Below are 17,567 nucleotides of genomic sequence, written 5' to 3' on the forward strand. Positions count from 1 at the left end.
AGGGCGCTCTAAAGTTACAGTGTTGTACATTAACACAACATCACAAAGAAAAGCAATACCCGCTTTTTGCGGATATTGCCTACCATGTTTATTCTTCAACAAGCTTAGCAAGGACTACTGCCGCCTGTGCCCGAGTGGTCAGCCCTTTGGGTTCGAACCGGTTGTCATTGCCGCCGCTAATAAACCCGAGCGAAACCGATTCCTTCACACTGGATTGAGCCCAAGCACTAATCAAAGCACTGTCAAGGAAAGACTTCCCGGATTCAGAAAGCACTCCTGCTTCCGTTGTTTCCTGCGGTTCCGCTGTTTGTACTGACTTGTAGCGATATGCATTCACCAACATAACGGCCATTTGCTCCCGCGTCAGCGTATCGTTGGAGCCGAACTGGCTCCCCGTTATGCCCTGGGTAATGCCGGCTATCACCGCCGCATACACATCCTTGCTGTACCAGGCCTTCGGCGGAACATCCCGGAAGCTGCCGTCTGTAACCGTTCCCCTTAACCCCAGCGCTCTCGACAGCATGGATACGAATTCGGCACGGGTAACTTTACCGCCTGGACTGAAGGTGTCTCTAGTCGTTCCACTGACAACTTGACGCCCGATCAGATGCTCAATGGGTTGTTGCGCCCAATGTCCGCGGATATCATCGAACGTCTTCTTGTATTCGAGCATCACCATGACCCGGTGTTGAATTGGCGCAGTAAGCGTATGTGCTTCCGTATCCCGTTGTCCGCCAATATAAGCCCAGTCTCTGTCGTAGTTCTGATATCCGAAGAAATGAAGCCTTTCAGTCTTGTTATAATGCCAAGGATCGTAGAACATGGTAAGTTCAACAGGATGGTGTTTAATCGGGGAGTCCTTGCCCCCCTTTATCTCCAAACCGTAATAGCTGGCCAGGTCCATTGGAGCGGAGTTATCATCACCCAGTGTCATTTCAAAATGATAGTACTCCGACTTCTCGTGGGCATCCGATGGATTGTAAGGAACGCGTTCTTGTGCATTCGCATTCATAACCCGGAACCGAATGCCGTTCTCAGAAGTTTCTTCTTGAAGCAGAGCTACCGGGAAATTCAACGTGAACTCACGAGTTCTCAATTCAATGGGTTTACTAGCGCGACCCGCCTCCGTCACCATCTCCTTGGACAGGAATACGTCCAACTTATCCAAGCGCTCCGGATTGACGGAATGAATCGTGATTTTGTCCGAATTGACCGCTTGGACTTGAGGTTCCCAGTCCGTTCTTGCCGGATTCACATTTAACACATTCGAGCCGAATGAATCCACGGTTGTGCTATAAGGGGGCATCTGATGATCTTGTGCGAGTTGCTTCACAGCATCCATGTCCTTGAATGAATAAATGCGATGATCCCCCTGATGGGGATCTTCTTGAATATCATTGCCTATATGCATGAGCATACTGCCGTCTTTCATGGAGATCATGTGTTCAACCTTATATGGCAGATCGAACAGTTTACTGTACGTATTCTTTAAGTACACCGCCTTGGTTGTAAAGACATACTCCCCGTTCGTCCCAATAATGTACTGATCCATGTAACTTCCATAAATCTGGGCTACCTTGTCCGCATTCATTCGTCGACCCGCATAATACACAGAGGTTCCATCCTGCACAACGAGATTGGACGGGGGATACATGAATCCGTAGCCTTCCGTTTCACTTTGGAACGAATAATCTGTCATGTTCAAAGCGGTGATGGAGCCGCCTGACGTACCGCCTTCTCCAATATATAACAGGTCCCGTCCAACATCAGCTTTGATGTCCGGCGAGCTGAACGAATAACGGTTATTATGGAAATGACTGCCTATGTCCATGTTGTGTCCTGAAGCGCGGTCGTATACGTTAATATCGTTGTAGTAGCTGTCTATGTAGAATATTTTGTCCCCGGCCAGCGCAATTCGGTTTGTGGTTCTGCCTAACTCGATACTCGTTAGCGGTCCGTTCAGCAGAGCGCCGTGTCCGGTATCAATGACATTCAGCGACGTGGCTTCGGTTTGAGCAATGTATAACCGATCATCGGGACCCAGCTCAATATCCGCTGTACCAGATCCTGCATAACGTTTATGTTCAATCTTCAGTGTTGTAGCGTTTATGTATAGCAGTTCGTTGCGTACGAGCGCATAAATATACTTTCCGTCCCGGCTCGTGGTCCAATCTGTAAGCGGTGCGTCCAACGTTAACGGAAGGTTGTTGTTGGATGGGGTCAAATGCGGCGTGGCGGCTTGTATGGCGGTTTGCCCGACAGGAAGTACGGTTCCCAGGCATACGGAAAGAAGAGTTGAAGTAATAATCAGTGTCTGTCTAAACACGGTGACGTCCCTACCTTTCTATGAAGAAGTTGAGGGTTTATTCTAACGGAAGCGGTTTAATTTTGCCATGCAAATATATGGAATTAAAAAAACGACTCGCGATGGAGCCGGTTCATGTTCAATATAAGGATACTCTTCAACATGGCGCATCCTAGGATATATAGATACTGAGTTGATTAAAAGCCAAGAAAACAGCCCTACTGTTTCTTGGCTTTATTCTTTCCCTCATACCCCCTCCCCCACGCACATATACATAGCTACAGACAGCAATTTACCAAGGGGTGAAGGACATGCGTGACACGGAAATCAAGGAACTGGAATACGCCATAGCGGAAATCATGGAGGTGGCGGACGGGTTCGGGCTCGACTATTATCCGATGCGATACGAGGTTTGTCCGGCAGATATCATCTATACCTTCGGCGCGTACGGCATGCCTACCCGGTTCTCGCACTGGAGCTTCGGCAAGACGTTCAATAAGATGAAGACGCAATACGACTTGGGTTTAAGCAAAATATACGAGCTCGTCATCAACTCAAACCCCTGCTATGCCTTCCTTCTGGACGGTAACTCTTTGATCCAAAATAAACTGATCGTAGCCCACGTCCTTGCCCACTGCGATTTCTTCAAAAATAATGCCCGCTTCTCCAAGACGAACCGCAATATGGTCGAGAGCATGTCTGCAACCGCCGAGCGCGTTCGTGAATATGAGATGCAGTACGGAACGGATCAAGTCGAAAAGTTCATTGACGCCGTCCTGGCCATTCAAGAGCATGTCGATCCAACCATTGTGAAGCCTTACCAACTGGAGAAGGAACGTTATCTCGACCTGATGCAGCGCAAACATGAACCGTCTCCTCCGCCCATCACGGCTTATGACGATTTATGGAATTTGGAGAATACAGGGCAAGAAAAGGATGCAACCCCTGAACTGAAGCGTTTTCCGCCGCATCCGGAGAAGGATATTCTGTGGTTTATCGAGGAATATTCCACTGTGCTTGAGCCGTGGCAACGCGATATTCTGACGATGCTGCGCGATGAGATGCTCTACTTCTGGCCTCAGCTGGAGACGAAGATCATGAATGAAGGCTGGGCTTCCTACTGGCATCAGCGCATTCTTCGGGAGCTTGACCTGACCGCAAGCGAGACCATCGAGTTTGCCAAATTAAACGCATCGGTGGTGCAGCCGTCCCAACATACCCTGAACCCTTACTACCTGGGGCTGAAAATATTCGAAGATATCGAGAAGCGCTGGGAGAATCCTTCGGCTGAGGATCGCGAACGCTTTAAGCGCGAGCCCGGCCGCGGCCGCGAGAAGATGTTTGAGGTGCGCGAAAACGATTCTGATCTGTCGTTTATCCGTAACTATATGACCAAAGATCTGGTGAAAGAGCTGGATTTGTACGTTTTTGAGAAAAAGGGGCCGGAATGGAAAATTACCGATAAGTCGTGGCAAAATATCCGCGACCAGCTGGTCTATTCCCGCGTCAACGGCGGTTTCCCTTATCTTGTCGTGCAAGACGGCGATTTCTTGCGGAACGGCGAGCTGTATCTGCTTCACCAGTACGAAGGCGTGGAGCTTGACCTAAAGTATCTGGAGCGCACTCTACCCTACGTCTTCCAAATTTGGGGTAAATCCATCCATATGGAAACCGTCGTGGAGGATAAGCGCGCGGTGTTCACCTATGACGGGAAGAAGCTGCATCGCAAGTTTCTATAAACGCACTTCGCCACAAAGGAAGAGCCCGAACGAGAAGCGAAACGCTTCGTGTTCGGGCTCTATTATTTGTGCCAAGCGTCCAATCGAATTTCCGTTGGAGTTCTGCCGGTTTGCTTTTTCATGACTCTGGCAAAATGGTACGTGCTCTTAAACCCGCAGCGTTCAGTAATTTCGTTAATCCGAAGCCCCGTCTGAATGAGAAGCTCGTTTGCCCTTAGCACTCGATAGTTCCAGACATATTTCATCGGAGTCGTGTCTTCATGCAGCCGGAACAAGCGTACCAGATGCTCCGGGGACACCCCGGCTTGGGAAGCAATGTCCCGGAGGGACAGCTCCTCGTGAAAATGACTGTTTATGAAATCCTTCGCAAGCAGGATGGAAGGGTGAAGATCCTGAAGTTGCCTGGACCTGAAGTTGGCTGCCATAAACAGTTCAATAGCCCCGTAACCTATGCTGCGAATGACATTACTGGTCTGTTCGTATTGCGTTTGAAGTGACAACAGCAGTTCGACCGTTCGATTCAATTCGGAAGGAATGGAAATGATGTTTGGAAGGGCTTCAAGGCCGTTTCGTTTCAATTCCGTCAACTCAGGCACATGCACGCTGATCCAGCGATGCCAGGTTTCCTGATGCGAACTGAATTTGAACCATTCTTGATGCTGCGGCTTCAACAACAGCACTTGCCCGGGCAATACCTGATGCAGAACGCCATCCACGGTCACTTCCATAGAACCGCTGTGCACCAGAACCAGCTGGATATCCTGCTGCTTTCTCGGACCATAGCTCCCGCCCGGGGGATAGACGATATTGCCGGCATAGACCGAGTATACGTCGTCTAAACCGAGCAGGTGCTTCTGATCCATAGATCTTTAACTCCTTAATCTAATAATCCCTTAATATAGCGGATACTTTTCTCTTAAATCTTCACGCAGTGTAATGTTGGCGTCTTCACGAATGTAATGGCACACATAAGAACGGCGCCATCTGTTCAAACTGCGATTCTTGTTGGATGAATGGATAACCAGCTCGTGAAAGAACAGGATATCCCCCTTCTCCATCACGACCGGAATCTGGTTGCTCACATCCACGCCTTCCGTTTCTTTTGTCCAACTTTCATGTTCATCCAGATTCTTCACAGCTCCGTGCGGGAGCAAACCTAATTTATGCGTCCCGGGAATGACCCAGAGACATCCGTTCTCTTCATCGACAAGATCCTCCATGGCCACCCAAGCCGCAATCATCGTCATCGGATCGTTCTTGATATAATAATAATCCTGATGGGAAGCTTGCCCCGGTGAACCCGGCTCTTTGTAGAAATACATGCTTTGCACACCGGCCGCTTCTTTGCCCATCAGTTGCGCCAACCCGCCGCGGATGATCGGCAATTTCATCATTTGACGGGAGAAACTGTCATGACGATGCGGGTTAAACAGGCGCAAAGAATATTTCTTATCTTCGTCACAGGCGGCCCAGTCCGGCATCGGTGTCTGGTTCCGTATATCATAGATGTGTCCGTTGAAGGCATCGATCAGGTCCGCGCTGCAACCTTTCTTAACAAGCAGATAGCCTTGCTCCTCATATGTCCGAATATCCTCTTCTGTGAATGGTTTCATTAATGTGCTCGCTAATTCAATCATATACCCTAATCTCCTCTCGAATCAATCATTGGATTTGTATCTTTATCATAGCGCGAGGCCAATGATCCAACAATGCTTCGGATTATCACATTTGTGTCTGTAAATGATATCTTGCTATGGAGAGACCACGGTGAAGTTATCTACGTAGCTCACACCCGACAAGCCTGTAATGGATACAATCACACTGCTGTTGCTTCCGCTGTTGAAATTCAACGTATACTCTGTCCAGACTCCGTTCACAGGCGTTGAACCTGAAGCGATGACAGCCCAGGAGGAGTTCACGATTTTGTAACCTAACGTCGCCCCCGTCTTGGCATAGAACTTTAACTGATAAGCCGTGTTGGGCTTGGTTAATATGGTTTGGAACAGATTCGTGTAACTGCCTGTGCCGTTGAATCCCGCTGAATAAGCGCCTGCATATTTATCGGCCGTTGAACGGGCAAATCCGTTCTGCCAAGTCCAACCCGTAAGCCCCCATTCGAACCCGGGATTCCGGACAAGATTCGGTTGTCGCCCAAACGCCGGGATATCCTCCAGATTTGCGACCCAGCTGTCATTCATCAACAAGTTCCCGTTCGTATTCGCATAGCGTCCGATGGTCCAGTTTCCGTTCCAGGCTTGGAAGAAAGCCGTCTTAGGGAAGGAAGCTTTAATGCCGCCGATCAGGTTGCTCCAGTTGAATGCGGGGTTCGCGCCGGCACCGTCCCCGGAACCAAATTCCGTAAATCCGAACGGTTTATTCAGTGCAATCAGCTCGTTATAGCCGACGATATGAGCCGGGTCGATGTAACTGTTATAGACGTCCAGTCCCACAACATCCACATATCCTGCGCCCGGATAATAGTCATCCACTTCGCTGCCGGTCCCTCCGTTACTTATAGGCGCATAAACCCAAAGTAAGTTATCCAGTCCTCTGGTATTCGTGAAATAAGTGTACATCTCCGTCCATAATTGCTTATATTTAGCTGTCGACATTTGTCCCCACCAGAACCATCCCGCGTTCATTTCGTGAAACGGCCTCCATAGGACGACAATCCCTTCATCCCTTAACACTTTCAATCCGTCCGCGATTTTAGCTAACTGTTCACGATAATTGTTGTAAGTCGTTGTTCCCGGCGTGAAGATATCAGTTTCATTCGCAAGCTCAGACTTGGAGCCCAATAATGGATTGTCCGGATTGTACAAATGAGCGCTGACAGTAACAAGTCCGCCCTGTTTCCAGTACTCTCTGGCCACCTGGTTAGGTTGATCATATTTAATATATTTGCCACCGCCCGACTGAAAAATAAAGGCGTAATCCACACCCACCATACCCGCCCAGGAACCTGTATTGGTGTAAACTTCCGACGGGAACGTGCTCATAGTCGCATAGTCGCCGTAATGGGCAAATTGTCCCGAGACGACTTTGTTGTTTGTAGCGGCGGCCCGCGTGCTTAAATAATTTCGAACCTCCGCTTTCGTTTCCGCCACTGTAGCGGCCCCGACTTGGATCGCTGATAATCCGGAAAGACCACTAAGTAATACTGCCGCAGACAAACTCTTCATCAACCAAGCATAAGATAACTTTCTCATCATCATGATTAGTTCCTCCGCTTCCTATGATTTGTTTAATTGCTTGATTACCATAATCAAATCCGTATAACTGATCTTCAAATCCCCATCCACGTCGCAATTCACGATGCGTTGCCAATCGACATGGGCTGAGTTTTTACCCAAATTCGGTAAAATCAGCAGCAAATCCAAGAGATTCGTCTTGCTGTCTCCGTTTACATCTTCCTTCTTGCGTACAACAACAGAGTTGTTAAACTGATTCAGGGCAGCTGACAGCCGCGCTGCGGCTTCATCCGCATGAGCCTGAGTTGACTTTTCATTACCCGCGACTGACTCAGCTAATTCAAGCTCGGTGTGTAACGCCGCTTTGGAGCCCGGGGCATATTGACCGATACTTGCCCCTTCCGCTGCGGATTCCAGCTTATGCTGAACCGCGGCGATCAGATCAATCAACGTTGTCTTATCCACACCGATCATTTGTATAGCCAGGGTTGATTCGATACCTGGTAAAGCATCACCCACGCCGCTGCGGAAGGCAGAAGAGCCTCTTATCGTGGTTTCATAGTTCGTTGACCGGATCTTGGCTCTCCACTGAAGCTCAAAGAGCTGCGTATCGCCTGAGACGGCTCCATTAGAACCAGCCGAATCTGACAAGACTTGAATGCGGCCAGGTTCCGTATCGTTTACCCGTGTAATTTCATAACCGGGTTTGACGGATGTCGCCCCGATAAATTCAACGGCTTCCGGATCGTATTGAATGAGAGTGCTCGGAACATATACATTCTGATATACACTCTGGGTCACATAAGAAACCCCGTAGATGGTTGAGAAGTACGCATCCGCATTCACGGTCACCGGTCCCGATAGTTGACTGTATAGGCTCAGATTTGAATAAAATTCGGCCTTCGCCGCTTTCAACTCGGTTACAGCAAGCTCGATATCAGCTTGCTTGATTCCTTGTGTGGCTAAAGACGCTCGAGCCTCCTCTATAGCCCTGCCGAACACCTCCACGGGTTCCGAACGGACTTGCATGCTGGACAACGCTTCTTCATAAACAGCCTGAGTAACGGTTAACTCCGTACGCAACGCCGACTTGTCCACGACTGTCACCGTTGCATTTGCTGAATGAGCACCGTCCGGTGTGATGACGTTGATTGTCGCATCGCCCGAAAGATGCGCGGTTACTTTGCCGGCCGCATCCACACTCGCGATGTCGGGTTGCCCCGAGCTCCATACCAGCTGGGAAGCGGCTCCCAAAGGAGCAATCCTCGCCTCCAGCGCCAAATCTTCTCCCTTTTCCAAGTACCCGCTTTCAGGGGTAACGGATACACCGGTAACCGGTATCGTCTGGGTCGCTTGAATATCATCGAAGTAGATGGCGCCCGCTGCCGGACCGTCAGCGGATCTTCCCACATACAACGCGAAGCTGGTCACGGAGCTCAAATCAAGAACCGCGTCGCGGTTCGCTACCCAAGAAGCTAACTTAAATTCACTGAAAGGGATGGTGACTACTCTCGGCGTGGTTCCAGTAAGCTTGATTTGGCTTTCCCAACCATAACCTGACGCATCGGAGAATTGAACCGTCAATGTATTATTGGAACCGTCCGGTTGAACCCACATGGATAAGCCTTTGTATTCATACCAGTTTTTCAGTAATCCGAAGATAACCCCTGCGTACGTTTTGGCACCCATATCGTAACTGTACTTCATTCCGTAATCTCCCCCGCTCTTCATGGAGGAATCCAACGTTGTAGTTATCATTCCGCCGCCTGCGTTTCTCGCCCAGGCACCCGTTAAAGCGGCGTTCATATCCGGTTTGTTACCATAAACCTCAAAATTGTCTATAAACCAGTTGTAGCTTTGATAGTTTTCGGGAGCTTTAAAGCCAATCATGAATTCATCCAAATAGATCGGAGTTGAATTCGTCTGCATGACTTTTAACTTCAACTCACGAAATTCACCGCTATTGAAATTGACCGTATTGTACGTCCAACCTCCTCCGATATTAAGCGTGACTGCCTCCGCAACAGGAACTTCCCCAGAGACGTTCGTAATGCTGTAAGCCGCGCTGCCGCCGGAGGTTTTAGAGTAAAATGAAATCGTATAGTCCTTCCGGGCTTCAACATCGAAATCTTGAGAAAGTATAGTTTCCCCTTCTCCCTGGCCGGCCAATTTGAGAGATTGCAAACCGAGCCTCCGCTCCTCTGTTGTCACTGTAACCGGCCCGCTGGCCAGCCAAGGAAACAAGCGGCCCGTTTCAAAGTCACCGTTCATCAAGAAGGAGACTTTCGCCGCAGCCGGCGGTGTTTCTATGATCTCGATATCATCAAAATAAGTAATCGCAGCCGTACCCGGCTCTGTAAGCATTACTTTCAATGTAGAATGGGTCCCGCTGACAAACTCACGAGTATATTTCACCCAGTCGGTACTGGAAGGCACGGGTACATCCATGAGCGTAGTTCCTAAATCTGAACTTACGACTTTATATCGCCCTCCCTGTCCCTTGGCGTATAGGTTTAGGGTATATTGTGTTCCGGGCTTGACCGTGATCTGCTGGGAAGATAACGTATAATTCCCTTTGGCGCCTGTTTTCAACGCGTTGATTCCTGTCCGTTTCTCCACGGAACTTATCGTTGCCCCGCTACCCAGCACCCAAGGAGAGATACCTGCTTCAAATCCGCCGTTCGCCACGGTATTTGGAGTTTCGCGGACATCAACGTCATCAATATACATTGTTGTCGGTGTACTGCCTTCATAGAACGTTAAATACACGGTGCTGAAATTGCCGCTGTTAAAGGACTGTGTACAACGCGTCCATTCCGTTGCCGAGACGGTACAGGCACTGTTTGTCACCGTATTGGACAGACCCGGATCCGTAGTCACCTTCGCTCTCGGATTCTGGCCTTTCGCGTAATAAGATAACTCGTAGTTGGTATTGGGCGTAACGGACATCGTTTGGGTTATACTTGCATATCCGCCTTTATTTCCGCTTTTTAACGAAGCCGTTCCGGATTTCGCTTCATTGCTCACCACAGCCGCGCCGCTTGTTCCCGCAGACCAGGATTTCAGTCCCGCTTCAAAGCCCGCATTCATCACGTAATTTTCATCCTGTTTCAACTCCGCGTCATCCACATACGTATTATTATTCAAGGATAAATTTAATAGGGAAACAATGACTGCTTCTTGGTTACCGCTGTTAAAGTTTAACGTGTGAAGTTTCCATTCCGCGCTCGGCGAAATAGATGTAACATTCGCAGGATCTGTCGTCCCGCCAAGGCCGATGACTCCCTGATTAACGTCAGTCACTTGCAACCTCGCGGATCCGCCGTCGGACTTGGCATACAGAGTCAGCTTGTAGTTTGTCTTCGGCTTCACTTTAAGCGACTGCTTTGCGGTTTGGGTTCCGTTCACCGGACCTAGTAACAAGGAGGTTCGTCCCGTACGATGCCCTTCCCGCGTTATGGCGTTGGACTCATTCTCCATGCTCCATCCATACGTGCCAAGCTCCAGTCCTCCATTCACCAACAAGTTTTCTTTTGAAGAGATAACCGTCGGGACCGGTCCCGCAACATTAGAATAAGGCGATGCGCCGGACATATTGTTAGCGGTCATTCGGTAATAGTAGCTTTTTCCTCCAACTGCGGTAGCATCCTGATAAGGAACATAAGGATTACTGCTGTCTACAACTTCGGTGGCTACCACCGACCATGGACCATCCGGAGTATTCGCTCTCTCGAGCGTATAACTTTCCGCGCCCGTGCTTCCACGCCAGGCAATCTTCTGAACCGATTGAATCGGCAGCAATAAAGGCGCCTCAGGCACAGGGATGGGAGGTACTTCCCTATTCTGTATGCGGTAAGCCCGGTCCGTTACCATCCTCACGACGTTCGCCTGATCATTCGTGACCGGATACCCGATTGCGGTAGGCAGAATCGGCGGATAATGGTAAGAGAAATAACTCGAGTTTTCCCGGTGCTGATAATACCCGCCGTCTTCCTTATGGAAACGCAAGCTCCAAATCATCGCGCCGGAGGTGCCGTTTTCGATGACTTTATCAAACATCTTCTGCATATTCAGCGTGGCCGTTAAACCTACTTCCCCGATAATCAGGGGTTTCTTCCCCTTGGTCCGAAGTCTGTCTCTGTCCGCCGTACCCGCGAGATCCGTATTCGAATAATAGTGATTAGACAGGATGTCCACATTCGGATCCTCAATGGATTGCTCGCTAAGCGTCCCCCAGTTTCCGTCCATGAATAACTGATTCGCATTAACCGACTTGAAGTACGCCGCAATATCCCCGATCCACTCATCGGGAGCATGAAGCTCATTCCCGGTTTCCCAAGCCATGATCGCCTTGTCATCCTTATATTTAATGTTCGTATACGTATTGGTTCGGTTCATAATGTGATGCATGACTTCCTTGAAATCTTGCCTTACGCCCGGATCCGTGTAGAATTCCTCCGCAGTTTTCCCACGCAAGTTAGCGAAAGCGGCTTTCCCGCCGAAATATTCTACATCATTGGTAAACGGAATGATCAACCGAATTCCGTACTGGTTGCATAACTGAATCGCTTTATCCAAATTCACAAACAGACTCTCGTCATATTGCATCGTCCCTGTACCGTCCCGTCCGTGAATGAAACGGAGCGCGGTATCCGCTGCAGACTTTTTCACGGTAAATTGCATAATCCGGATGACTTGCCCGCCCATCTGCGCAACGGATCGAATCGCATCCTCCATCTCCCAAGCTGTGGATTTATGAAGAACGGGATCTTCATTAAGCACCAAGCTCGGCACGTTCCACGAAATGAATCTGAACTCTTCCGAACCATTCATCAGTTTATCTCCTGATCTGGTAATGAAACGGGATTCGTTACTCACCTCAGCCTGAGCAAGTTGAGGGGTCCATTCTGTCATGCAAGCGCTTAACAAAAACAGTACAACAAAAGATAACATACCGGTTTTCTTTAACATAAATTCACTCCTTACTGTAATGGTTGTCTATGAAACCGATGGTACATCCTTTATGTTAGAACCGAAGTCCAACTAAATCTATCGATAATGGCACCTAAGTAACATTTTGCGACACAAATTCGAAACTTCCACTATCAATCTTGGCACTTTTTTATCCCGATCGTGACATTGTCCGAAACTTTCAAGACGTGCTTGACGTGACTGCTTTATAATAGAAACATGCAAAGAATAACTGTGGCATCCAGAGGAGAATGCGTATGTTAAAGCCCAGCGGATCATTAAAGAAAAGCCTTATCATACATATGATTCTACTAATGATAACGCTTACGAGTTTGTTGGTATATATTCTGTATTACGGCATTGGCATTCTCACAACCCAGGCGCTCGATTCCCACCGACAACTGACGAATACGTACATGGAGCGGATGGACAGCGCCCTGACGAAGACGAACAGTTTCTTGTCCCACCTTGCGGCGTACGACAGCGACTTGAGTTCCATCGGAGCTTATCCCTACGGATCGACAGAATATATTATGAGCAAAATCAACATTCAGAAGGAATTCACAACCAACACAGGCCTATATGACGGCGTTGCCGCTTTTTTTCTGTATATCGAACCGACCAACGATCTCTTATTGTCCGAAGGCAGCAGCGTCATTAAGCCGGACACGCTTCGCCGAGCCATTTCGTCAACACAGGCAAAGGAACGTAACATTTACATTGACGAAAAATCCCAAGCCATTATTCAAATCACATCGATTTCGAGAGGGGTGTATATCGGAGCTTGGATTGATCCGAACCGTTACAGCTTTTCCTATGACGGCTTCCTCTTTATGTTTAGCGACGGAGGAACTTCCTTACTTCGTAAAGACTATAACAGTCTGTACAGCAATTTAACTCCGGCCTTAGCCTCCCGGGATGTAACCGTTTCGAACGAACTACAACATGACGAGAAATCTTATCTTCTTGTGAAATCAACTTCCACCCTTGCGAATTTACAGTTAGCCATTCTAATCCCCGAATCCGATTTGTTAGGATCGCTGCGCATGATTAAGAATTTGATGTGGTTGCTCCCGATTGCCTTTGTCGTCATCATCCTGCTGTTTTATTTCTATTTACAAAAAAGTTTCATGAAACCGGTCCAGCATTTGCATCAATCCTTCAAAAATGTAACCGCGGGTAAACGGGAAGTCGATATCCCGGAACATCACCATGATGAGTTTTCATTTCTGTTTCAATCGTTTCAAAATATGGTCGGTGAAATCAATGAACTTAAGATTGATGTGTATGAAGAGCAGATCCGTGCTCAACAAGCGGAGTATAAGCATCTGCAGCTTCAAATTAACCCTCACTTTTATATGAATACGCTGAACATCATTTATAACATGGCTGCCGTCCGTGAATACCAATCCGTACAGAAGCTTACTTTGCATCTGGCCCATTATTTCCGGTTTATTACGAAAACCAATCGTCCTTTAATATCCTTAGGAGATGAAATGGATCAAGTCCGCAATTACCTGGACATTCAGTGCATGAGATTTGTGGACCGGCTTCATTATGAAATTGTCATGCCGGATGACATAAAGGCCTATCCAATTCCCCCCGTTACCCTGCTGACCTTTGTGGAGAACACGATGATTCACGGATTTCGCAACAAGCGTAAAGATTTAATGGTCCGAGTTGTCGTGGAACCGGATCAGTCACATCCCGATCAATTGTTCACCATCACCATTAAAGACAACGGCTGCGGATTCCCGCAATCTATTCTGGACGGTGCGCCCGCTACATTACCTCTTTCGCAATGGTCTCCTGCCGAGTCGGATGAGAGAGAGAGGGGCATTGGAATGTATAACGTAGTAAGAAGAATAGGGATGATGCCGGGTGGTGCTCTGGCAAGACTAGAGCTCACCAATGATGAAATTACTTCCGGTGCCGTCGTTAAATTGACACTTCCCAAAGCGATATAAACCGACAACCTGAAGGAGTGGCCTGAATGTACAGTATGTTGATTGTCGATGATGAAGATTATGCGGTCAGAGGAATTAAAGAAGGCGTGGATTGGAGCGAGCTTGCGATACACACCCTTTACGAGGCCTATGATGCGGAACAAGCCATTGATTTGTTGCTAACCCAGACCATCGATATTGTGATTGCGGATATTGAGATGCCTATGATGAACGGGTTGGAATTGCTGGAATGGATGAATGAGCATTCTCCTTCCACGATTACACTCTTCCTGACGGGACACGCGGACTTTCATTATGCCAAGGAAGCGATCCGCTTAGGCGGCTTTGATTACTTGTTAAAGCCGATTGAACATGACGAGCTCAAGCGCATTGTCGCTCTCGCCATTCAAGAGACGACCCGTAATAAGCGAAATGAAGAGGTCGATGATCTGTATACCAAGTATTTGCGCATGTGGGAGAGTCGGCTGCCCAGTATGGTAGACCACTTCTGGCAAGAACTATTGGAGCGTAACAAACCCTATGATGAGGAACAGTGGACACAGGTTTCTGAGCAGCTGCGCATACCGTTCCAGTTTCGGGATTCGCTGATTGCCATTCTGATCAGCGTAGAGCAATGGAAGAAAGAATTCTCCGGCAGAGATGAGGAGATCATGATGTACGCGCTCCGCTCGGCGGCACAGGACATCTTTATCAACAACCGGAAAGGACAAGTGTTTCAAGACAGCGGAGGAAGCATCTGGGTAGTGCTTGCAGCGGAACACACGTTGCCTGTGGATTGGGCGGCGGATTCCGATTCGTTCATTAACGCTTGCAACGAATACTTCTACTGTTCCGCATCCTGTTATATCAGCAACCCCGTGAATATAGGGGAATTAGCCGGGGCGTTCGGCGATCTTCTCAGCATGGAACGTTACAATGTCAAGGATACTAATACGGTACAATACCAAGGGACATCCCTTCCGGATTTGCCTGTGTACACGGTACCTTGGCTTCCGAATTGGTTGCCCCTGCTGGACATGATGAAGAGGGAAGAGATTGTTCAGAAGGTGGACCTTACGATACAACAGCTTCGCGAGAGTAAATCCGACCACTTCGAATTAATCGCAGCCATGGTGCATGGGACAACTTATATCCTTTATTGCGCGTGTCATAAGAAAGGTCTACTTCTCTCCACCCTAAAGCCGGCTTATGCAGTACAAGAGAGTCCGCGCAACCTTGCCGAACTAAGAGATTGGATGTTGCGGATGTTTCAGACGTACTTCGATGCGGCCGGAGGAAATAACGATGATCATTCAGCCATCATTACAAAGATCAAGCATTATGTGAAAGATCATCTTCATGAAGAGCTTACCCGGGAGTCCATCTCAGCCCAAGTCTACTTAAACAGCGCCTACATGTCGAGATTGTTTAAAGTGGAAACCGGCGAGGCTCTGTTCGACTTTATCGTACAAGCGCGCATGGAGAAGGCACGAGAGTTGCTCAGACATTCGGCGCACAGTATCAGCAATATTGCGGTCTCTGTCGGCTATACTCACTTCTCTCATTTCTCCGGAATGTTCAAAAAAGTATACGGCGTCACCCCGAAGGAATATCGTAAACGTTACCAGGAATAATGTAAGATCCAAAAAGCGGCCCCCAGAAGAATGATCTTCCAAGGGGCCGCTCTTTTTACACTTATTTGGCTTGATACGAAGTCTTAAATTCTTCTTGAATTTGTTTGTAGGTTTCATTGTTTACAATGGATGCGACGTATTTGTCCCAATCCTCGAAACTCATGGCGCCCATAACCACTTTAACCGAGTTATTATCCAGATCTTTCGTTAACGCTTTCCACTTGTCATCGTAAGTCGGAGCGTTCAAACCAATGGTAGGGTACGAAATTTTGTTCTCTTCAACAATGGACTTTAATTTGGTTTCCAACTCTTCAATCGTTTTGGTGTATTCCGGTTTATTGAAGTCTTTAGCCGCACCCAGTTGCCAAGGCACCGTTGCTGTTGCACCCATGAAGTTCTGGTAAATCCATACCGCATCGTCCTTATACTTCGGCGTTTCTACTTTCTTGCCGTCTTGAATCGTATAATACACATTCTCAATCGGATTTTTGGCAAAGTCCAGATATTCCTTGGTAGCCGTATAATTGGCTATTTCCAGAATCCGTTCCGCACCTTCCTTACCGTACTTTTCATTAATGACCCATGCTACATCGAAAGGCTTTGAGGCGTTTATCGCATAGCCCTTAGGACCTTTCACTGGACCGTAAGCTACCAATTCAGGGTTATCCTGAACGCCGTCCTCGAAGTACTTGATACCGAATTGCGGCAAGTGCAGCCAATCATACATGTCTCCGAGAACAACACCCGATTTGCCTTTTTTGATAAAGGATGTTGGTTGAGCCAAAGCAAATTCCGGGTTAATCGCTTTCTTCTCAACAAGTGTCTTTACCCATTGCAGGAAGTCCTTATATTCAGGAACAAAATCACGGTAGATAAAGTTTCCTTCCCCATCCATCCCCCATGGAGCATGGATGCCAGTGAACGAAGCAGCGATTGGCGCCAAATCTTGCGCGTGGAAATGTCCGCGGTCGAAGTTCAAACCGTAGCGCTCAGGCGGGTTCGTCAACTTCGTTAGCAACTCCGCCAATTCCTCTGTTGTTGCAGGCGCTTTCAAATTCATCTGTGTCAGCAAATCTTGACGTATTCTGGTTGAGCTCTGCACAAATTGATTATATGCGATTCCTTTTGGAATCCCGTAAATTTTGCCGTCCACCTTCATATACTCCCAGTATTCCTTCGGAATCTTCGCAAGCTCCGGATACTTCGTCGCGAAGTCTTCACTCTCGATGAGTGGTGTCAGATCGAAGAAAGCTCCGCCTTTAATAGCCTGGTAGGTTTGTGCAGGGAAGTTCACGTTATCGCCAAGCACAATTTCCACTGCATCCGGCAAATTTTTCGAAGCCAGCTGCACGTTCACACGGTCGATATATTGCTCAATTTTATCAGCAGGCACGAATTGAATGTCTAACTTGGTGTTCAACTTCTTCTCCAGTTCCAACTCCAGCTGATTGTCATTCTGGGGCAACGTTCCCCACATTCTGGTTTGGATCACCGCGGTCATTTCTTTCGCAAAAGGCTTGTAAGCTTCAGCTGTTACATTAGCAGCCGGTGTTTCTGTATTCGTTCCGGAATTCGTGTTGGTGCTTGAAGCGCCATTATTGTTGTTGTTCGTATTGCAACCTGCCAGGACGGAAGCGGCTACAACGGTTAACGCCGTAAACTTCGCCCAATTTTTAATCATTCCCATGGTGATGACCTCCCGTTATATCTGTTTACATCATTTATAATGAACAGAGATGCGTCTCCGGCCGGAAGACCCTCCCGAACATCCATATTTACCT

General features: G+C 48.1%; 9 protein-coding genes. 3 read left to right on the top strand and 6 right to left on the bottom strand.

Annotation, left to right across the window (positions count from 1 at the left end; genetic code table 11):
• Window positions 1–88: 88 nt before the first annotated feature.
• Window positions 89–2,326: an S-layer homology domain-containing protein gene (locus SY83_RS21945; protein ID WP_068610458.1), complete on the bottom strand. Its 2,238-nt coding sequence runs from the start codon at window positions 2,324–2,326 to the stop codon at window positions 89–91.
• Between the two features lie 290 nt (window positions 2,327–2,616).
• Here SY83_RS21945 and SY83_RS21950 point away from each other — a divergent pair, with 290 nt between their 5' ends.
• Entirely contained in the window at window positions 2,617–4,044 is a 1,428-nt protein-coding gene (locus SY83_RS21950) for a SpoVR family protein (protein ID WP_068610460.1), read from the top strand.
• Between the two features lie 62 nt (window positions 4,045–4,106).
• Here SY83_RS21950 and SY83_RS21955 read toward each other — a convergent pair whose 3' ends face one another.
• The 4 genes from SY83_RS21955 to SY83_RS21970 form a co-directional block, all read right to left on the bottom strand.
• Window positions 4,107–4,907 carry an AraC family transcriptional regulator gene (locus SY83_RS21955; RefSeq protein WP_068610463.1) on the bottom strand — a complete coding sequence of 267 codons (801 nt, stop codon included), beginning with the start codon at window positions 4,905–4,907 and terminating at the stop codon, window positions 4,107–4,109.
• Window positions 4,908–4,937: 30 nt separating this feature from the next.
• Window positions 4,938–5,681, bottom strand: a complete 744-nt coding sequence (locus SY83_RS21960; RefSeq protein WP_068610465.1) for a phytanoyl-CoA dioxygenase family protein — start codon at window positions 5,679–5,681, stop codon at window positions 4,938–4,940.
• Between the two features lie 114 nt (window positions 5,682–5,795).
• Window positions 5,796–7,259: a glycosyl hydrolase gene (locus SY83_RS21965; RefSeq protein WP_068610467.1), complete on the bottom strand. Its 1,464-nt coding sequence runs from the start codon at window positions 7,257–7,259 to the stop codon at window positions 5,796–5,798.
• An 18-nt stretch (window positions 7,260–7,277) separates the two neighbouring features.
• Window positions 7,278–12,206 carry a carbohydrate binding domain-containing protein gene (locus SY83_RS21970; RefSeq protein ID WP_068610469.1) on the bottom strand — a complete coding sequence of 1,643 codons (4,929 nt, stop codon included), beginning with the start codon at window positions 12,204–12,206 and terminating at the stop codon, window positions 7,278–7,280.
• A 314-nt stretch (window positions 12,207–12,520) separates the two neighbouring features.
• Between SY83_RS21970 and SY83_RS21975 the strand changes: the two genes are divergently transcribed.
• Both SY83_RS21975 and SY83_RS21980 read left to right on the top strand, forming a co-directional pair.
• Window positions 12,521–14,173, top strand: a complete 1,653-nt coding sequence (locus tag SY83_RS21975) for a sensor histidine kinase (RefSeq protein WP_197479921.1) — start codon at window positions 12,521–12,523, stop codon at window positions 14,171–14,173.
• 26 nt (window positions 14,174–14,199) lie between these two features.
• Window positions 14,200–15,786, top strand: coding sequence for a response regulator transcription factor (locus tag SY83_RS21980; protein ID WP_068610473.1), 1,587 nt, complete (start codon window positions 14,200–14,202; stop codon window positions 15,784–15,786).
• 61 nt (window positions 15,787–15,847) lie between these two features.
• Here the strand turns inward: SY83_RS21980 and SY83_RS21985 are convergent, their stop codons facing one another.
• The gene (locus tag SY83_RS21985) at window positions 15,848–17,473 is read right to left on the bottom strand and encodes a type 2 periplasmic-binding domain-containing protein (RefSeq protein WP_068610474.1); all 1,626 of its coding nucleotides are present in this window, start codon (window positions 17,471–17,473) and stop codon (window positions 15,848–15,850) included.
• Window positions 17,474–17,567 lie beyond the last annotated feature (94 nt).

The organism is Paenibacillus swuensis, from assembly GCF_001644605.1.
Classification (GTDB): Bacteria; Bacillota; Bacilli; order Paenibacillales; family DY6; genus Paenibacillus_N; species Paenibacillus_N swuensis.